The organism is Streptomyces sp. NPDC050448 (assembly GCF_040655295.1).
Lineage (GTDB): Bacteria > Actinomycetota > Actinomycetes > Streptomycetales > Streptomycetaceae > Streptomyces.
The window spans coordinates 530,404-548,070 of the sequence record NZ_JBFAJR010000001.1; the positions used below are offsets into that span (position 1 = coordinate 530,404).

At 73.7% G+C, this 17,667-nt stretch carries 17 protein-coding genes and 1 other RNA gene; 8 read left to right on the forward strand and 10 right to left on the reverse strand.

Annotation, left to right across the window (positions count from 1 at the left end; genetic code table 11):
* Positions 1-9: 9 nt before the first annotated feature.
* Positions 10-819: a dimethylargininase gene (gene ddaH / locus AB0I68_RS02440; RefSeq protein WP_363175293.1), complete on the reverse strand. Its 810-nt coding sequence runs from the start codon at positions 817-819 to the stop codon at positions 10-12.
* A 131-nt stretch (positions 820-950) separates the two neighbouring features.
* On the opposite strand from ddaH, the gene AB0I68_RS02445 reads away from it, so the two are divergent.
* Positions 951-1,580, forward strand: coding sequence for a TetR/AcrR family transcriptional regulator (locus AB0I68_RS02445; protein ID WP_363175294.1), 630 nt, complete (start codon positions 951-953; stop codon positions 1,578-1,580).
* Between the two features lie 193 nt (positions 1,581-1,773).
* Entirely contained in the window at positions 1,774-2,523 is a 750-nt protein-coding gene (locus AB0I68_RS02450; protein WP_363175295.1) for a bifunctional DNA primase/polymerase, read from the forward strand.
* A 339-nt stretch (positions 2,524-2,862) separates the two neighbouring features.
* On the opposite strand, the gene yaaA is transcribed toward AB0I68_RS02450, so the two are convergent.
* Positions 2,863-3,663, reverse strand: coding sequence for a peroxide stress protein YaaA (gene yaaA, locus AB0I68_RS02455; RefSeq protein WP_363175296.1), 801 nt, complete (start codon positions 3,661-3,663; stop codon positions 2,863-2,865).
* Between the two features lie 102 nt (positions 3,664-3,765).
* Here yaaA and AB0I68_RS02460 point away from each other — a divergent pair, with 102 nt between their 5' ends.
* Both AB0I68_RS02460 and rnpB read left to right on the forward strand, forming a co-directional pair.
* Positions 3,766-5,211, forward strand: a complete 1,446-nt coding sequence (locus tag AB0I68_RS02460) for an RNB domain-containing ribonuclease (protein WP_363175297.1) — start codon at positions 3,766-3,768, stop codon at positions 5,209-5,211.
* Between the two features lie 302 nt (positions 5,212-5,513).
* Positions 5,514-5,915: RNase P RNA component class A (gene rnpB, locus AB0I68_RS02465), an RNA gene on the forward strand.
* 158 nt (positions 5,916-6,073) lie between these two features.
* Here rnpB and AB0I68_RS02470 read toward each other — a convergent pair.
* Genes AB0I68_RS02470 through AB0I68_RS02480 form a run of 3 tightly spaced genes read right to left on the reverse strand, consistent with a single transcriptional unit; the run spans position 6,074 to position 9,005 of the window.
* The gene (locus AB0I68_RS02470) at positions 6,074-7,405 is read right to left on the reverse strand and encodes a bifunctional RNase H/acid phosphatase (protein ID WP_363175298.1); all 1,332 of its coding nucleotides are present in this window, start codon (positions 7,403-7,405) and stop codon (positions 6,074-6,076) included.
* Entirely contained in the window at positions 7,405-8,148 is a 744-nt protein-coding gene (locus AB0I68_RS02475) for a C4-type zinc ribbon domain-containing protein (protein ID WP_363175376.1), read from the reverse strand. Before AB0I68_RS02475 ends, AB0I68_RS02470 begins: the two co-directional genes overlap by 1 nt.
* Entirely contained in the window at positions 8,145-9,005 is an 861-nt protein-coding gene (locus tag AB0I68_RS02480) for a Nif3-like dinuclear metal center hexameric protein (RefSeq protein WP_363175299.1), read from the reverse strand. Before AB0I68_RS02480 ends, AB0I68_RS02475 begins: the two co-directional genes overlap by 4 nt.
* 221 nt (positions 9,006-9,226) lie before the next feature.
* Here AB0I68_RS02480 and AB0I68_RS02485 point away from each other — a divergent pair, with 221 nt between their 5' ends.
* Positions 9,227-10,318: a hypothetical protein gene (locus tag AB0I68_RS02485; RefSeq protein WP_363175300.1), complete on the forward strand. Its 1,092-nt coding sequence runs from the start codon at positions 9,227-9,229 to the stop codon at positions 10,316-10,318.
* Positions 10,319-10,407: 89 nt separating this feature from the next.
* Here AB0I68_RS02485 and AB0I68_RS02490 read toward each other — a convergent pair whose 3' ends face one another.
* Entirely contained in the window at positions 10,408-11,586 is a 1,179-nt protein-coding gene (locus AB0I68_RS02490) for an ROK family transcriptional regulator (protein ID WP_363175301.1), read from the reverse strand.
* 163 nt (positions 11,587-11,749) lie between these two features.
* Here AB0I68_RS02490 and AB0I68_RS02495 point away from each other — a divergent pair, with 163 nt between their 5' ends.
* Together AB0I68_RS02495 and AB0I68_RS02500 are read left to right on the forward strand one after the other, a co-directional pair.
* Complete coding sequence (locus AB0I68_RS02495) at positions 11,750-12,034, forward strand: hypothetical protein (protein ID WP_363175302.1); 285 nt, start codon at positions 11,750-11,752, stop codon at positions 12,032-12,034.
* Entirely contained in the window at positions 12,031-12,630 is a 600-nt protein-coding gene (locus AB0I68_RS02500) for a hypothetical protein (RefSeq protein WP_363175303.1), read from the forward strand. Before AB0I68_RS02495 ends, AB0I68_RS02500 begins: the two co-directional genes overlap by 4 nt.
* A 17-nt stretch (positions 12,631-12,647) precedes the next feature.
* Here the strand turns inward: AB0I68_RS02500 and AB0I68_RS02505 are convergent, their stop codons facing one another.
* The 3 genes from AB0I68_RS02505 to AB0I68_RS02515 are packed head-to-tail and all read right to left on the reverse strand — an operon-like array spanning position 12,648 to position 15,569.
* Positions 12,648-13,589 (reverse strand): 3-oxoacyl-ACP reductase, encoded by a 942-nt coding sequence (locus AB0I68_RS02505; protein WP_363175304.1) that lies wholly within the window; start codon positions 13,587-13,589, stop codon positions 12,648-12,650.
* Positions 13,590-13,608: 19 nt separating this feature from the next.
* Entirely contained in the window at positions 13,609-14,688 is a 1,080-nt protein-coding gene (locus AB0I68_RS02510) for a Zn-dependent alcohol dehydrogenase (protein WP_363175305.1), read from the reverse strand.
* Between the two features lie 26 nt (positions 14,689-14,714).
* Positions 14,715-15,569, reverse strand: coding sequence for a MaoC/PaaZ C-terminal domain-containing protein (locus tag AB0I68_RS02515; RefSeq protein ID WP_363175306.1), 855 nt, complete (start codon positions 15,567-15,569; stop codon positions 14,715-14,717).
* Positions 15,570-15,998: 429 nt separating this feature from the next.
* Here AB0I68_RS02515 and AB0I68_RS02520 point away from each other — a divergent pair, with 429 nt between their 5' ends.
* Positions 15,999-16,358 (forward strand): DNA-binding response regulator, encoded by a 360-nt coding sequence (locus tag AB0I68_RS02520; RefSeq protein WP_363175377.1) that lies wholly within the window; start codon positions 15,999-16,001, stop codon positions 16,356-16,358.
* 115 nt (positions 16,359-16,473) lie between these two features.
* Here the strand turns inward: AB0I68_RS02520 and AB0I68_RS02525 are convergent, their stop codons facing one another.
* Positions 16,474-17,664, reverse strand: a complete 1,191-nt coding sequence (locus AB0I68_RS02525) for a lipid-transfer protein (RefSeq protein ID WP_363175308.1) — start codon at positions 17,662-17,664, stop codon at positions 16,474-16,476.
* Positions 17,665-17,667 lie beyond the last annotated feature (3 nt).

Here is a 17,667-nt window from a genome sequence, read left to right on the forward strand (position 1 = left end):
CCCCAGCCGCTACATCCGCAGCTCCTGGGTGCAGCACTTCACGCTGCCGCCGCCCTTGAGCAGCTCGCCCAGGTCCATCGGGATCGGCTCGAAGCCCCGGTCCCGCAGGGGTGCGAACAGCCCGGCCGCCGCCTGCGGGAGCAGGACGTGCCGGCCGTCCGAGACCGCGTTCAGGCCGAGGGCCGCCGCGTCCTCGGCGCCGGCGATCAGCGCGTCCGGGAACAGCCGCCCGAGCACGGCCTGGCTGCCGGGCGAGAAGGCGGGCGGGTAGTACATGACCTCGTCGCCGTCGAGCACGCACAGCGCCGTGTCCAGGTGGTAGTACCGCGGGTCCACCAGGTCGAGTCCGATGACCGGGCGGCCGAAGAACTCCTGGGCCTCGTCGTGCGAGAGCGGGCTGGAGCGGAAGCCCCGGCCGGCCAGGATGTAGGTGGCCGTGACGGCGAAATCACCTTCGCCCTCGTTGACATGCGACGGCTCGTGGACCTCCCGGAAGCCGTGGGCCCGGAACCAGTCGAGATGGATCTCCGCCTCGGCGGCGCGCTCCGGGTAGGCGAACCGGGCGCCGAGCACCCGGCCGTCGACGACGAGGGCGCCGTTCGCGGCGAAGACCATGTCGGGCAGCTCGGGGTCCGGTACGAGCGTCTCGACGGTGTGGCCGAGCGAGCGGTAGCGGTCCCGGAGGTCTTCCCACTGGGCGTGTGCGAGGGGCAGGTCCACCGGTTTCGTGGGATCCATCCACGGGTTGATGGAGTACGTGACCTTGAAGTGTGCGGGTGGGCACATCAAGTAGCGCCGGGGTGTGGCGTCTCTGCGCAAAGAAGGCTCCTCACGACTCACGGAGATGTGGAGAGAATCGTCTCTCCACATCGGGGACCGCGCAGTGAACTGACCGGGTGGTTTACGGAATGACACAGAGACGAGACGTCTCGCGTTGCTAATTTGTCCGAATGAGCAGCAAAACCACTGACGGGAAAGCCCCCGACCCCGCCCGCCGCAACGACCGCTCCCGGCGGGCCATCCTCGACGCGGCGCTCGCCCTGGTCGGGGAGGTCGGCTACAACAAGCTGACCATCGAGGCCATCGCCGCCCGCGCGGGCGTCGGCAAACAGACGATCTACCGCTGGTGGCCGTCGAAGGCGGCGGTCCTGCTCGACGCCTCGCTCGCGCTCGCCGGGGACGCGGAGCGGGAGGGCGGCTGGACCGGCTTCCCGGACACCGGGGACCTCGCCGCGGACCTCAAGCTGGTGCTGCGGGCGACGGTGGACGAGTTCAACGACGAGAAGTACGAGGCCCCCGCGCGCGCCCTGACCGCCGCCGGGGCGACCGACCCCGAGCTGGGCGCCCGCTTCACCGAGCAGCTGCTGGAGCCGCAGCTCGCCCTGTACGAGGCGCGGTTGCGGGCGGCCCGGGAGGCCGGGCAGCTCGTGGAGGACGTGGATCTGCGCCTGACGGTGGAGATGCTGCTCGGGCCGCTGACGTACCGCTGGCTGCTGCGGACGGCGCCGCTCACGCACGCCTATGCGGACGCACTGGTGGACCGGGTGCTGGGCGGGGTGGCGAAGGTCACCGCCGGCTGACCGGACGGCAGCCGGCCGGTGACCGCAGGGACAATTGGCTGAATTCCGCCGGTATGTGACGGTATTCCGCCTAGCGTTCCGCACGCTCCGTTCACCGCTCCCCACCCCCCGGTTGGGGAGAGCGGTCACCCGGACCGCAGGATGGTGGGACCATGTGAGGGTCTGCCGGGGAAACGGTGAGGTGAGGGGATAGATGGGGTCTGAGTCCGGCCGCGTCAAACGCGGCGAGCAGAGCAGGATTTCCCAGTGGCTGCGCCGGCGGCCCAAACCCTCCCCCGAAGATCCCGAGCGCGAACGCGAGGCCCTTCTGCTGGCCGCGGCCGCCGCAGGCCTGCCGCTCGCCCCCGCCGCCCACCCCACCGGCTACCGGTGTTCGTGCGACCGGATCGGCTGTCCCACTCCCGCGCGGCACCCTCTCTCCTTCGCCTGGCAGACGCAGTCGACGACCGACCGCGCGCAGATCGAACGCTGGGCACGCAACCAGCCGCAGGCGAACTTCATCACCGCGACGGGCATGGTCCACGACGTACTGGACGTCCCGCTCGAGGCCGGGGCGAGCGCGCTGGCCCGCCTGCTGGCGGCGGGCATCGAGGTCGGCCCGGTCGCCGAATCGGGCGGTACGGGCGACCAGGCCCGGATGCTCTTCTTCACGGCGACGCGCGGGACCCCGGAGGACGAGGACGAGTGGTGGCCGTGCGAACTGGACTGCCACCCGGAGACGATGGACGAGCACCCGGGCCTGCGGTGGCACTGCCGTGGCAGCTACGTCCTGGTGCCGCCGGCCGCCCTGCCGGGTGACCTGTCGGTCAGCTGGATCCGCGGCATGGAGCACCCGCTCCCGGACCCCCTCACCCTGCTGGAAACCCTGACGGACGCCTGCGCCACGTACGCGGGCGCGTCGCCGGACACCCCGTCCCCGCTGGCCTGGCCCCTGGGCCGGTAGCCCCCGGCCTAGGCCCTGACCGGTACGCCCTGGGCTGGTAGCCCCTGACCGGTAGGCCCTGGGCCCGTACGCCCTGACCAGTAGACCCTGACCGGTAGGCCCCGGGCCTGTACGCCCCGGCCGGTAGGCCAGAGCCGGTAGGCCCTGGGCTGGTAGGCCAGAGCCGGTAGGCCCTGGGCTGGTAGGCCAGAGCCGGTAGGCCCTGGGCTGGTAGGCCCCGGGCCCGTACGCCCCGGCCCGTACGCGGAGCTTCTCCCCGCCCCGCCCTTCCACCGTTCCCCGGGCTCTGCCCAGACCCGTGCCGCACGCGCCGGCGGGCCCCTCGGCGTGCGAGGGGGGTCAGTGGACCTGGGTGACGATCACGTCCAGGGACCAGGCCTTGGCCGGCTTCGCAGGGGCCTCGGCCTCGACCGTGTAACCCAGGTCGCGCAGCGCCGCGACCAGCTCCGCCGGGGTCGCGGGGACGGCAGCGGCCACCAGCAGGTCCCGCACCAGCCGCCCCTTCGTCGCCTTGTTGAAGTGGCTCACCACCGACCGCTTCTCCACCCCGTCCACGACCTGCGAGTGCAGCACCCGCACCGTCGCCGTGCGCCCCGCCACCTCGCCCTTGGGCTTCCACGCCGACGCGTAGGCGGAGGAACGCAGGTCCAGGACCAGCCCGTCCCCCGCCGCAGCCGGCATCACCGCCGCCATCGGCTCCCGCCAGTACGCCCCCAGCGCACCCAGCGCCGGCAGCTTCACGCCCATCGAGCAGCGGTACGAGGGGATCCGGTCCGTCACCCGGACCGCGCCCCACAGGCCCGAGAACACCAGCAGGGACTGCTCCGCCAGCGCCCGGGCCGCCACCGGAAGGTCCGCCAGGCCCAGCGCGTCGTACAGCACACCGGTGTAGATCTCCCCCGCCGGCCGGGCCACCGCGGACCGCAGCCCGGCGTTCTTCGCCACCTCGCCGCGCAGCCCCTCGCTCAGGCCGAGCACCTCGCGGGCCTTCAGTTCGTCCCCCGCGCACAGCTCGACCAGTTCCGCCAGCACGGCCGCCCGCGCATCGGCCAGTCCCGGCAGCGACAGCGTCTGCGGCTTCAGGGGCGCGCCGGAGCCGCCGGCGGCCTTTCCCTCGGACGGCGGCAGCAGCACGAGCACGGTGGTTCTCCTTCAGTACGACACGGCGCAGGGGGTGCGGCCCCCGAGCCAGGGTAAGGCTCTCGCCGTGCCGCCCGGCGCCACCCGCCATACGCTCGATCCATGCCACGCCGTCATATGCACATGACCGGCGCAGACGGGGCTGCCCTGCGGGCCGCGCTGCGTGAACTGCGGACCAGCCTGGACGTGCCGGGGGAGTTTCCGGCCCCGGTGCTCGCCGAGGCCGAGCAGGCGGTCCGCGCTCCGCGGCTCCCGGACCTCGACGCCACCGACATCCCCCTCTTCACCATCGACCCGCCGGCCTCCCGCGACCTGGACCAGGCCATGCACCTGGCGAAGCGCCCGAACGGCGGCGGCTACCGCGTCCACTACGCCATCGCCGACGTCGCCGCCTTCGTCGCCCCCGGCGGCGCCCTCGACACCGAGGCCCACCACCGCGTCGGCACCCTCTACTTCCCCGACGGCAGGATCCCCCTGCATCCGGCCGTGCTCTCGGAGGGCGCGGCCAGTCTGCTGCCCGGCCAGATCTGCCCGGCGCTGCTGTGGCGGTTCGACCTGGACTCCGCCGGCCGCGTGGAGACCACCGAGGTCCGCCGCGCCCTCGTCCGCAGCCGGGCCAAACTCGACTACGACGGCGTCCAGCAGGCCATCGACTCCGGGACCGCCGACGAGTCCCTCGCCCTCCTCGAGGACATCGGCCGGCTCCGCGAGACCCTGGAGCAGGAGCGCGGCGGCGTCTCGCTGAACGTGCCCGAGCAGGAGATCGTCGCGCAGAACGGCTCGTACAGCCTCGTCTACCGGGCCCCGCTCCCCGTCGACGGCTGGAACGCGCAGATCTCCCTGATGACCGGCATGGCCGCCGCCGAGCTGATGCTCGCCGCCGGCGCCGGCATCCTGCGCACCCTCCCGAACGCCCCCGACGGGGCGGTCGGCCGGCTCCGGCGCACCGCCACCGCGCTGCGGATCGACTGGCCGCACCACATGCCGTACGCCGAACTCGTGCGCACCCTCGACCCGCACCTCCCGGCCCACGCCGCGTTCCTCCAGGAGTGCACGGCCCTGCTGCGCGGCGCCGGCTACACGGTCTTCACCGGCGGCGCGATCCCGGACCCCGTCCTGCATGCCGCGGTGGCGGCCCCGTACGCGCACTGCACCGCCCCGCTGCGCCGTCTCGTCGACCGGTACACCGGCGAGCTGTGCGTGGCGGCGGTGGCGGGGGCCGAGCCCCCGCAGTGGGCGCTGTCCGCACTGGGCGCGCTCCCGCAGCGGATGGCCGACGGCTCCAAGCTCGCCAATACGGCCGAGCGGGAGTGCGTGGACCTCGTCGAGGCCGCCCTGCTGAAGGACCACGTCGGCGAGACCTTCGACGCGACCGTGATCGACGTCAAGGACCACGAGCCGCTGGTGGGCACGGTCCACCTGGAGGAGCCGGCGGTGGTCGGCCGTGTCGAATCGCCGTCCGCGCGGCTGCCGCTGGGCGACCGCATCCGGGTCCGGCTGACGGCGGCCGACCCGGGCCGGGCGAAGATCCTCTTCGCACCTGCCTGAGCGCTGTCCCGCCGCCGGGCCGGCGTGCACGCGGCGGCGGGCCTTCCTGGCGTCGAAAGGAGGGGGCGGGCAGTGGCCCGGCACACCGACCGGGTCCGCGAGTCCCCGACCGCCCCGAGAGCGGGTGCCTCCCATGCGCACCGGTTCGTATCGCCTCGCCGCCGGCCCCGTTACGGGCCCCGGCGGTAGCTGGGGGACAGCGCGGCGATGTCCCCGATCCGCATGGCGTCCAGTGGAAACCCTGCCGCTGCGTCAAGGTCAAGCCGTGACGGCACAGCCGGTAACATGGTCGCCACGGCAGACGAGTCGGCCGGGCGGCCGCGTCGGGATCCCCGGATCCCGCCGAGGAACGTCCGGGCTCCACAGGGCAGGGTGGTGGGTAACGCCCACCCGGGGTGACCCGCGGGACAGTGCCACAGAAAACAGACCGCCGGGGGCTTCGGTCCTCGGTAAGGGTGAAACGGTGGTGTAAGAGACCACCAGCGCCTGGGGTGACCCAGGCGGCTAGGTAAACCCCACCCGGAGCAAGGTCAAGAGGAGCCGTCCCCGGACGGCTCTGCGCGAACGCTTGAGGGCTGCCCGCCCGAGTTCGCGGGTAGACCGCACGAGGCCGGCGGCAACGCCGGTCCTAGATGGATGGCCGTCTCCCCGGCGACCGCGAGGTCACCGGGAGACAGAACCCGGCGTACAGGCCGGCTCGTCTGCCCGGCGGGCTCCCGACCAGTTCGGGAGCCCGCTTTTTCATGCTCCCGCACGGGCTCCCGGGGGAGTTCCGGCGCCGCCACCGCTGACCTGCGCGAGAACGCGAGAGCCCCCGCCACGGGTGGCGGGGGCTCGCGTCCTTGCACTCGGGCGGCAGCGGCTAGCGCAGGTGCGAGGTGTCGTTCAGGAGGCGGACCGAGGCGTTGCCGTCCGCGTAGTAGGCCACCGCCGAGAGGGAGGCCGCGGAGAGCTCCATCCGGAACAGCGACTCCGGCGGGGCGCCCAGCGCGAGGCGCACCAGGATCTTGACCGGGGTCACGTGCGTGACCAGCAGCACCGTGCGGCCCGCGTGTGCGGCCAGCAGCCGCTCCCGGGTCGCCGAGATCCGGCGGGTGGCGGCCGTGAAGCTTTCGCCGCCGCCCGTCGGCGCCGCCTTCGGGGAGTCCAGCCAGGCCTGGAGGTCGTCCGGGAAGCGCTCCCGCACCTCGGCGAAGGTCAGGCCCTCCCAGGCGCCGAAGTCCACCTCGCGCAGGCCCTCCTCGACGGTGACCTCCAGCCCGAGGCGGTCCGCGACGGCCTGTGCGGTCTCCCGGCAGCGGCGCAGCGGGGAGCTGACGATCGTCTGGATGGTGCCGCGCGCGGCCAGTGCCTCGGCCACCGCCGATGCCTGGCGGCGGCCGGCCGGCGACAGCTCCGGGTCGGTGCCGCCGCTGCCGGAGAAGCGCTTCTGCGGGGTGAGGGCGGTCTCGCCGTGGCGCAGCAGGACGAAGGTCGCCGGGGTCCCCATGTCGGGACCCCAGCCCGGTGTGCCGGCCGAGGCCTGGGCCGGGCCCGCCGCCGGGGCGGGGATGCGTCCCGATGCGGTGGCGCCGGGCTCCGCGAACAGGGCGTCGGCTCCGGCCTCCCCGCGTGCCGGGGCGGTGGCCGGCGTACCGGACGAGGTGGCGAGGGCGGCCCGTACGGCCGCGGCTCCCTTCGCCGCATCCCCCACAGGGCCCGACGGCGGGCCGGCCAGGGCGCGGGCCGCCGAGGTGTCCAGGGCCGCCGAGGAGGCCGAGGGCTCCCACTGCTTGCCGCGCTTGCCCGCGTCCATCGCCTCGTTGGCGAGCCGGTCCGCGTGCTTGTTGCGCTCGCGCGGGATCCACTCGTACGTGACCTGCGAGCGGGGCAGGATCGTCGCCGCCTCCGCCGCGAGGGGCTTCATGTCCGGGTGCTTGATCTTCCAGCGGCCCGACATCTGCTCGACGACCAGCTTGGAGTCCATGCGGACCTGGACCATGGCGTCCGGGGCCAGTTCGCGGGCGGCCTTGAGGCCGGCGATCAGGCCCTTGTACTCGGCCACGTTGTTCGTCGCGACGCCGATGTACTCCGCGCGCTCGGCCAGCGTCTCGCCCGTCGCCGGGTCGAGGACGACCGCGCCGTAGCCGGCGGGCCCCGGGTTGCCCCGGGAGCCGCCGTCCGCCTCCACGACGAACCGGACAAGCCTCTGCATCAGATGCCCGAGTCGGCCGTACGGACCAGGATGCGGCCGCAGTTCTCGTGGCGCACGACCTGGTCGCGGGCCGCGGCCTTGATCTCGTTGACCTCGGCCAGGTCGAGCTCCAGGCGGCAGCCCTCGCAGCGGCGCTGGTACAGGCGGGCGGCGCCGATGCCGCCCTGCTTGACGCGGATCTTCTCGTACAGGGCCATCAGGTCGGCCGGCATGGAGGCGACGATGACCTCGCGGTCCTTGGTGATCTTCGCGGCCTCGGCGTCGAGCTCGCCGGTCGCCGCGTCGCGGCGGGCGGTGGCGTCGGCCAGCTTGGCCTCGAGGGCGGAGACCCGCTCGGTGATCTCGGTGACCCGCTCCTGCGCGCCCTCCAGGCGCTCCATGACCTCGAGGACGACGTCCTCCAGGTCGGCCTGGCGCTTGGCGAGGGAGACGACCTCGCTCTGCAGGTTCGCCAGGTCGCGGGCCGAGATGCCCGCGCCGGAGTCGAGCCGCTGCTGGTCGCGGGCCGCGCGCTGGCGCACCTGGTCGACGTCCTGCTCCGCCTTGGTCTGCTCGCGGGCGGCGTCGCTCGCCTGCGTCTGGGCCGCCACGAGCAGGTCGCGCTGCTGCGTCAGGTCCTTGGTCAGGGACTCGACCTCGGTGTGCTCCGGCAGCGACTTGCGCTTGTGGGCGAGCTGAGACAGCCGGACGTCCAGGGCCTGGACGTCGAGAAGTCGGATCTGGTCGGCGGGCTCGGCGTTCAGTTGGGGGCTCCAGAGATAGAAGGGGGTGTGGTGACGGACGGCGCGTGCACCGTCCACGGGTCGGTGACCGTGCGCGAGACGTGGGTGCGCAGACCCCAGCCGTGGCGCTCGGAGATCGCGTCGAGCTGCGCGGCGGCCTGCTCGCACCAGGGCCACTCGGTGGCCCAGTGGGCGGCGTCGACGAGGGCGAGCGGGCTCTGCTCGCGGGCCTCGGACACCGGGTGGTGGCGCAGGTCGGCGGTGAGGTAGGCGTCCACGCCTGCGGCGCGGACCGCCGCGAAGTTGCTGTCGCCGGAGCCGCCGCTGACGGCGACGGTACGGACGGTCATGTCGGGGTCGCCGGCGACGCGGATGCCCTGCGCGGTCTGCGGCAGCCGGGCGGCGGCGCGGGCGGCGAACGCGCGCAGGGTCTCGGGGTGGTCCAGCTCGCAGATCCGGCCGAGGCCGCGGCGGCCCTCGGGGTCGCTCGGATCGGGGATCAGCGGGCCGGTGATCCGCAGGTCGAGGGCGCCGGCGAGGGCGTCGGAGACGCCGGGGTCGGCGGTGTCCGCGTTGGTGTGGGCGACGTGCAGCGCGATGTCGTTCTTGATCAGCGTGTGCACGACGCGGCCCTTGAAGGTGCCGGCCTCGACGGTCGTGGTGCCGCGCAGATAGAGGGGGTGGTGGGTGACGACCAGGTCGACGCCCAGCTTCACGGCCTCGTCGACGATCTCCTGCACGGGGTCCACGGCGAACAGGACCCGGGAGACCTCGGCGTCGGGGTCGCCGCAGACGGTTCCGACGGCGTCCCACTGCTCGGCCCGCGAGGGCGGCCAGAGAGTGTCCAGCGCGGCGATGACTTCAGAGAGACGTGGCACAGGCCAAGGCTACCGTCCGCACGGGAGCGGGTCCGTCCGTGGAAGGTCCCGGCCGCCCGGGACCTCGTACGTCGTGCTCGACCGCCTCGGCTGCACAGCACAATCGCCCCCGCCGTCACAGGCGAACCGCCGAGGGGCCACCCGTACGTGTGAAGCGGGAGTGGTCATGCAGTTCGGGCCGACGTGCGAAAACTAGCTTCCTCACCGGAGGTGACGCACGGATGACTGTCTGTGCCATCGAGATCACGACGACGACCCCGTTCACCATCGCCGCGGACGGGTCGTACGCGGCCCGGCTGGCCGGGTACGGTGAGGCCCTCTACCCGGAGCGCTGGACCCTGGCCGGGCCCGAGCCGTACGCGGTGCCGCTGCCGCTCGCGCAGCCCGAGGAGGCCGACAGCGAGGTGCTGGCGCTGGCCGACGGACGGGTGCTGATCCACCGGCGGGTCGCGCAGCGCCACGCCTTCGCGCTGCTGTACCCGACGGGCGGCGCCGCTGCCGGGCCGCGCACCGGGGAACTCCCGCTGGGCTCGGTGGAGCCCGGGGGCGACGGCGTACGGGTGTCCCTGCTGCCCCCGTCGCCGGACGGATACGGAGCCTTCGCCCTGGCCGCCTCGGCCTCCGGGACCACGCTCTGGCAGGTGGCCGGGGGCGTCTTCGGGCAGGTCGCCCGGATCCCGGGCCGGTGCTCCGGCGGCGTCTGGCTGGACCGGAGCGGCCGGATACTGGCCCTGGACCGCGAGCTGGACGGCACCACCAAGGCCGTCGCCGTGGACCTGGGCCGCGGCGGCGAGGTCTCCCCGCTGCTCCAGATCGCGGAAGGCAGCAACGACCGGCTGCTGCTGGCCGACCCCGACAGCGGGCTGCTGCTGATCCGCTCGGACGCCCCGGGCGAACCCCGCCTGGGCTGGGGGGTGCTGGGCAGCTCCCTCCCGGTGCGCTTCCCGGAGTGCCTGCGCGGGGAGGCGGCGACCCCGTTCGCGGTGCAGCCGGGCCAGGCCCTGATGCCGGAGACCTGCGGGGTCGCGCTCCGACTGGAGGGCGGTGGGGGTCCCCCCGGCGGCAGCTGGGGGAGGATCGGGCTGTGGCGGCCCGCCGACCGGCACGTCTTCCGCCTCGGCGCGCCCGACGGCTGGCTCGGCACCGGGCTGTGGAGCCGGGAGGGCCGCCTGCACCTCCCGTACGCCACCCCCGAGGTCCCCTGCGGGCTCGCGAGCCTGACCCTGCCGGTGTCCCCGCCGCCCCCGGTCCGGGTGGACCCGCCGCCGGCCGCGCCGCGGCCCGTACCGCTACAGCAGGCTCCGCTGCGCTGACGAGGGGCGTACGGGGGCGGCGGTCAGCGGTAGCGGCCGGCGGTAGCGGTCGGCGGTCAGCGGTAGCGGTCGGCGGTAGCGGTCGGCGGTCAGCGGCCTTCGAAGGCCAGGTCGCGGGCCGCGTCGAGCGCCGTGGCCACCGCGCCCAGCAGGACCGCGTCCTCCCCCAGGCTGCTGGGCGCCACCTTCGGCCGCAGCGGTGTGAGGGTGCGCAACGTCTGCCCGACCGTGCGCAGCAGCAGATCGGCGCTGTGGCCGACGCCGCCGCCGAGGACGACGAGGTCCGGGTCGAGGACGGCGGAGACCGCCGCGACGGTGTGGGCGAGGCGTTCCCCTTCGACCTCGACCGCATGGGCGGCGGCCGCGTCTCCCGCACGGGCGGCGTCGAAGACGTCCTTGGCGGTGAGGGGCCCGGTCATCCCGTGGGCCCGGGCCGCCTGGACCACGGCTTCGGCCGAGACGGCGTCCTCCATGCTGTCGGGCTCGGGGTCGGGCTCCCGGCGGCCCGCCCACGGCAGGAAGCCGATCTCGCCGGCCCCGCCGTGCGCCCCGGTGAACAGGCGTCCCTCGTTGACGATGCCCATGCCGAGGCCGGTCCCGATCATGATGTAGACGAAGAGCCGGCTGCCCGCGCCGACGCCGTACGTGTACTCGCCGAGCGCCGCGAGATTGGCGTCGTTCTGGACGGCGACGGGCAGGCCGAGCCCGTCGCGGATCCGGTCGAGCAGTCCCGGGCGGCCCCAGCCCGGCAGTTGCTGGGCGTACCGGACCCGGCGCTTGTCCTCGTCGTAGACGCCGGGCGTGCCGACGACGGCCTGGGTGACCTTGCGCGGGTCCAGTGCGGAGTCGGCGACGAGCCCGCGGGCGGCGGACACGGCGAGGTCGGCCATGCTGTTCGCGGTGCGGGCCTGGTTGCGGACGTCGGAGCGGGCGACGACGGCGCCGTCGAGGTCGGCCAGCGCCACGCGCAGCCAGCTCCGGCCGATGTCGAGCCCGAGGGCGTATCCGGCCGTCGGGTCGGGGGCGTACAGCACGGCGATCCGGCCCCGCTCGGGGGCGTGCGTACCGGCCTCCCGGACCAGGCCGGCCTGTTCGAGGGCGGCGAGCGCACTGGAGACGGTGGGCTTGGACAGCCCCGTCTCGCGCGCGAGCTGGGCCCGCGAGGCGGCCCCGCCGGACCGCAGCCGGTCCCACAGCAGCCGCTCGTTGGCGCTGCGCTGCCGCTGGGGGTTCCAGGGCTGCTCGGCGCCCTCGTCACTGCTGGCCATCAGGCCATTCTCGCGCAGCCGGAGGCCGAGCCGGCCGGAGCGCTGGACGGCGGCACGGCTGCACGGCGGCTCGGCGGGACGACCGCACAGCGGCACGCCGCCGCGGCGGCGCGGGCGTCAAGGATTTCTTGACAAGTCGGCCGCGTCAAGGTTTCCTTGACGCATGTTGATCTTGAATTCGAAGGCCGAGCACCGGGACGTCTTCCCCGCCACCCCCTCCATGGCCGTCGCGCTGCCGCTCGCCGTGAGCCTGCCCGCCGTGACGGTGATGTCCGGCGACCGGTTCGGCACCTCCGCCACCGCCGCCCTGGTCGTCGCGGGCCTCGCACTCATCGCCTGCACGGCCGGCCTGTCCGCCCGGGCGACGGCCCGCAACGCCGCCGAGCAGATGCGCCGCGACGAGGAAGTCCTCGACGCCCTCGAACCCCTGGCGGGACTGCACCGATGAACAACGAACCGCTGCTCCACCCGGCAGAGATCGCCCGGATCCGGGAAGGGATCGCCGCAACCGTCCTCGGCGCCCCCGCAGGGCTGGCCGACTCGCTCGAACACGACGCCCACGGGTACCTGCGCCTGGTGGACGCCTCGCGCGTCGGAGCCGAGGAGGCGAGCCGCCTGCTGCGCGAGGCCGTCCAGGGCGCACGGGCCGCCGGCCACAGCTGGGACATGGTGGGCCGCGTCCTGGGAGTGAGCCGCCAGGCCGCTCAGCAGCGCTTCGCGGGCAAGGCCGCGGCCGCGGGCCCGTCGGCACCGCCCGTCGAGGGCCCGGACGCCCCGAAGCGCCGCAAGCTCGCCCCCTTGTCCGCGTTCGACGAGATGACCGCCCTGGCCGAGGCCGGCCAGGGCGGCTGGCACCTGGTCGGCTACGGACCCTTCTTCCATGAGGTGGAGGCATCCAACCACCCCTGGGAGCACTGCCGGGTGCCGTTCGCCTACGGCGCACGCCACCGGCGGATGGAATTGGAAGGCTGGATTCCGGTCGGCGCGGGCTGGTTCCCGTGGCGGTACTACAAGCGGCCCGTCGGCCTCGGCGACCAGGCCTGACCCGCGGCGCGAGCCCGCTAGTCGTGCTTGAGCGCCAGCACTTCCGCCGCGGCGAACGTCTCGTTCGCCGGGCGGGAGTCGTAGTGCGGGGTGAGCAGCTCGTCCAGTTCCTCGTAGGAGAAGGCCTCCTTGCCCGTGTCGAACTTCGCGGCCACCTTGGGGCGTTCCATCACGGCCACGATCCCGCCGTGCACGACGAACAGCTGCCCGTTGGCCTTCGCCGAGGCCGGTGAGGCCAGGTAGCCGACCAGCGGGGAGACGTGCTCGGGGGCCAGCGGGTCGAGCCTGCCCTCCTCCGGGACCTGGAAGCCCGCGAAGACGTCCTCCGTCATCCGGGTCCGGGCGCGCGGGCAGATGGCGTTGGCCGTCACCCCGTACTTGGCGAGGGCCAGGGCGGTCGAGGTCGTCAGGCCCACGATGCCGCCCTTGGCCGCCGCGTAGTTCGGCTGCCCGGCCGAGCCGCCGAGGAAGGCCTCGGAGGAGGTGTTGACGATCCGGCCGTAGACCGGCCCGCCCGCCGCCTTCGACCGTTCGCGCCAGTGCACGGAGGCGAAGTGGGTGGTGTTGAAGTGGCCCTTGAGGTGGACCCGGATGACCGAGTCCCACTCCGCCTCCGACATGGAGAAGACCATCCGGTCGCGCAGGATGCCCGCGTTGTTGACCAGGATGTCGAGCTTCCCGAAGCTGCTCACCGCCAGCTCGACCAGCTCGCGCGCCTGCTCGAAGTCGGCCACGTCGCCGAGGTGCGCCACCACCTGCCCGCCCGCTGCGCGGATCTCGGCGGCCACCTCCTCGGCCGGGGCCGCCGAGGCCTCCCCGGAGCCGTCCCGTCCGCTCTGGCCGAAGTCGTTGACGACCACGCTCGCGCCGAGCCGCGCGAGCTCGATCGCCTCGGCCCGGCCGAGCCCGCGGCCGGCGCCGGTGACGATGGCGGAAAGCCCCTGGAGTGGGAGTGACATCTGTCGGATTCCTCTCGGATCAGAGTTCGATGCAGGTGCGCAGGGCCACGCCGGTGCGCATCTGGTCGAGGGCGTCGTTGATCTCCCCGAGCTGCACGCGGTGCGTGATCAGGCCCGCCAGGTCCACCCGGCCCGCCCGCCACAGCGCGATGGTGCGCTCGTAGGAGCGGAGCACGTCCCCGCCCCCGTACATCGACGGCAGGATCTTCTTCTCGTCGAAGAACAGCGAGAACATGTTGACCGAGTAGTTGTCGTCGAGCGCGCCCGCGCCGACCACGACGACGGAGCCGCCGCGCCGGGTCATCTCGTACGCGGTGTGCGTGGTCGCGGACTTGCCGACGACCTCGAAGACGTAGTCGAAGCCCTCGCCCGCCGTGATCCGGTTCCTGGCGTCGGCGAAGGCCTCCGGCGCGACCGCCTCGGTCGCCCCGAACCGCAGCGCCGCCTCGCGCCGCGAGGCCACCGGGTCCACGGCGATGATCTGCGCCGCGCCCTGCACCTTGGCGCCCTGGATGACGGAGATGCCGACGCCGCCGCAGCCGATGACGGCGACCGAGGACCCGGCCTCCACCTTGGCGGTGTTGACGGCCGCGCCGAGGCCGGTGGTCACCCCGCAGCCGATCAGCGCGGCGATGTCGTACGGCAGGTCGTCGGGGATCGGTACGGCGCACGCGGCGGGCACCACCATCTCCTCGGCGAAGGTGCCGGTGCCGGCGAAGCCGAAGACGTCCCCGCCGCCCGCGCGGCGGAAGTTGGGCGTGGCCACGTTCGCGAAGGACTCCAGGCACAGGTGGCCCTGGCCGCGCTTGCAGGCGGGACAGTGCCCGCACGGCGGCAGCCAGCAGACGAGGACCCGGTCGCCGATCTTGTGGGTGCTCACCCCGTCGCCGACGTCGACGATCTCGCCCGAGCCCTCGTGGCCGGGTATGAAGGGGGCGGGCTGCGGCAGCACGCCGCTCATCGCGGAGAGGTCCGAGTGGCACAGGCCGGTGGCCCTGATGCGGATCCTGACCTTGCCGGGGCCGAAGCCCGCGGTCTCCATGTCGTCGACGACCTCGAGCTTGTCCTGGCCTATCTCGCTCTGCAGTGCTGCGCGCACGGTGCGGCTCCTTGTGTGGTCGGGCGTTACGCGTGTTCGACGACGGTGTCGGCGAGGACCGGCGCGTCGTCCCGTTCGGCGGCGGTCACCGAGACCCGGACCCGGCCGGGCTCCTCCCACATCCGGATCCGCAGGGTCTCGCCCGGGAAGACGATCCCGGCGAAGCGCGTGCGGTAGGCGCGGACCCGCGAGACGTCCCCGCCGAGAGCCGTGTCGACGACGGCCTTGAGGGTCATCCCGTACGAGCACAGGCCGTGCAGGATCGGCCGGTCGAAGCCGGCCAGCTTGGCGAACTCGGGGTCGGCGTGCAGGGGGTTCCAGTCCCCGGAGAGCCGGTACAGGAGCGCCTGCTCCTCGCGGATGTGCCGCTCCTCGACCCGGTCGGGCGCCCGCTCGGGCAGCTCGGCCCTGACGGAGGGCCCGCGGTCGCCGCCGAACCCGCCCTCTCCGCGTACGAAGATCTGCGCGTCGCTGGTCCAGAGCGGCCCGTCGGCGTCCGCGACCTCCGAGCGCAGGACGATGACGGCCGCCTTGCCCTTGTCGTAGACGGCGGCGACCTTGGAGCTGGAGGTGGCCCGGCCCTTGACCGGGATGGGCCGGTGCAGCTCGATGGAGTGCCCGCCGTGCAGGACGGCGGCGAGGTTGACGTCGATCCCGGGTGCGGAGAGGCCGCCCAGCATGGCCATGCCGGCGCCGGCGACGGTCGCGAAGCTGGGGAGTACGTGGAGCTTGGACTCCAGGGTGTAGCGCAGCTCGTCGGGATCGGTGGCGGGGATGCCTGCGCCGAGGCCGAGGTGGTAGAGCTGGATGTCCTTGTGGTCCCAGCCGATGTCCCCCTGGCGGGGGTCGGCGGCGAGGGCCCTGGCGGCATCGATGGGCATGAGGATGCTGCTCCCTGTCTTGGAGAACGGAGCCGTGGAAGACCTCGGTGCGGCCGTCCGCACCGTCGGCCGCACCGAGGTCGCATGCGGGCCGGTTCTAGAACGCGTTCTAGGATCGGTGAGGAATGTATAACGCACGTCCCAGCAGTTGGGAAGACTCCTGACTCCACGTCAGGATGACGTTCGCCGGGGTGTGTTGCCGGTCCGGCGGGGCCCTGTGGGCTGTCCCGCGGCCCCCGGCGGGCGCACGACGCCGGCCACGGCACCTCGTCCCCCGGCTGCCGCCGGGAGGTGCCCCCAGCGTTGTCGGGGCGCCCGGATGCGCCCGGTACGGGGGCCCCGCCGCGCCTTGCGATGCACCGCATCCGACGCCGCGCGCTGATCCGCCGGGGAGGACGGGACAGCCCTTAGGGTGGCCGGGTGGACGAAATGCCGGTGTACCACCGCCCCGCCAAGTCCCTGCGGGTACTGCTGTTCCCGCCGGACGCGGCGCTGGCGGTACGGCTGGGGCTGCAGCCGGACATCGAGGTGGTGGCCTCGGCCTTGGCGCGGCCGGCGGTGGCGCTGGTGGAGGAGCTCGCGTCGGTGACGGCGCTGCTGGCGGAGGATCCGGAATGCCGGGTGCTGGTCCTGACGGGGTCGGCGCATCCGGGGCTGCGGGACGAGGCGCTCGCCGCGGGGGCGGCGGGGCTGGTGCTGCGGGACGGGCCCCTGGAGGACCTGGCGGAATCCATCCGCCGCGCCTCCCGAGGCGAAACGGTCATCGACCCCTCCCTCTCGGGCCCGTAGCCTGCGGCCCTCCGCCGCGCGGAGCCTCTCCCCGCCCCGCCTTTCCCCGTTCCCCGGAGCTCCGCCCCGGCCCCCCCGCGCGTGCGGCGCCGCTGTCGGGGGCCGGCCCCCGGGGTCAGCGGCGGAGCAGGGTCACCACCGCCGCCCCGCCCAGGCCGATGTTGTGGGCCAGGGCGACCCGGGCTCCCGGGACCTGGCGCGGGCCGGCGGTGCCACGCAGCTGCCAGACCAGTTCCGCCGCCTGCGCGAGCCCCGTCGCCCCCAGCGGGTGGCCCTTGGAGATCAGCCCCCCGGAGGGGTTCACCACCCACCGCCCGCCGTACGTCGTCGCCCCGCTCTCCACCAGCTTCCCGGCGGCGCCGTCCTCGCACATGCCCAGCGCCTCGTACGTCAGCAGCTCGTTGATCGAGAAGCAGTCGTGCAGCTCGATCACGTCCACGTCCTCGATGCCGAGTCCCGAGGACGCGAACACCTGCCGCCCCGCCGCCGCCGTCATCGGCTTGCCGACCACGTCGATGCACGAGCCGGAGGCGAACGAGGCCTCCGTGTCCGTCGTCATCGCCTGCGCGACGATCTCCACCGCCTTGTCGTGCAGCCCGTGCCGCACCACGAACCGCTCCGACACCACCACCGCGGCCGCCGCCCCGTCCGAGGTCGGCGAGCACTGCAGCTTCGTCAGCGGCTCGTGGATCGGCTTCGCCGCCAGGATCTCGTCCACCGTGTACACGTCCTGGAACTGCGCGTTCGGATTGTTCGCGGAATGCCGGTGGTTCTTCGCCCCGACCGCCGCCAGCTGCGCGGCCGTGGTCCCGTACCGCTCCATGTGCTCGCGCGCCGCGTTCCCGAAGATCTGCGCGGTCGGCGGCGACATCTCGAAGCCGTGCCCGGCGGCCATGATCCCGTAGTGCCGGGCGACCGGCGAGGTCTTGAAGTCGGAGCCCGCGTCGGCCCCGCCCCCCAGCGCGCCCTTCTTCATCTTCTCGAAGCCCAGTGCCAGCACGCAGTCGCTGATCCCGCCCTCCACGAACTGCCGCGCCATCATCAGCGCCGTCGACCCCGTCGCGCAGTTGTTGTTCACGTTGTAGACCGGGATCCCGCTCAGCCCCAGCTCGTACGCGGCCCGCTGCCCGGCCGTGGAGGCCTGGAAGCAGTACCCCACCGGCACCTGCTCGACCAGGTCGTAGCCGATGCCCGCGTCCGCCAGCGCCGCCGTCCCGGCCTCCTTCGCCATGTCCCAGTACTGCCAGTCCCTCGACTCCGGCTTCTCGAACTTCGTCATGCCGACGCCCACGATGTACGACTTCATGCC